Below are 205 nucleotides of genomic sequence, written 5' to 3'. Positions count from 1 at the left end.
GCCGGCATTTGCCGAGGCGGCGGCGCGGGGATCGGCGCCGGCGCCGGCGTCGCAACGGCAACCGGCGCGGCAACCGGCACCGGCGATGCCTGCACCGGCACCCGCACCACATTGACCACCGGCGCGGCGACCGGGGCCGCGGGCGATGCCGCCTGCCGCTGCCAGAGCACCGCGGCGAGCGCGACGGCCAGCACGGCGCACACCG

General features: G+C 80.0%; 1 protein-coding gene. It reads right to left on the bottom strand.

Annotation, left to right across the window (positions count from 1 at the left end):
* Window positions 1-205 (bottom strand): hypothetical protein (locus C7C56_RS28950; RefSeq protein ID WP_181373218.1); only part of this gene is annotated, 205 nt, incomplete at both ends.

Source organism: Massilia glaciei (assembly GCF_003011895.2).
Taxonomy (GTDB): Bacteria; Pseudomonadota; Gammaproteobacteria; order Burkholderiales; family Burkholderiaceae_D; genus Telluria_A; species Telluria_A glaciei.
This window is presented reverse-complemented; position numbering and strand designations above follow the sequence as displayed.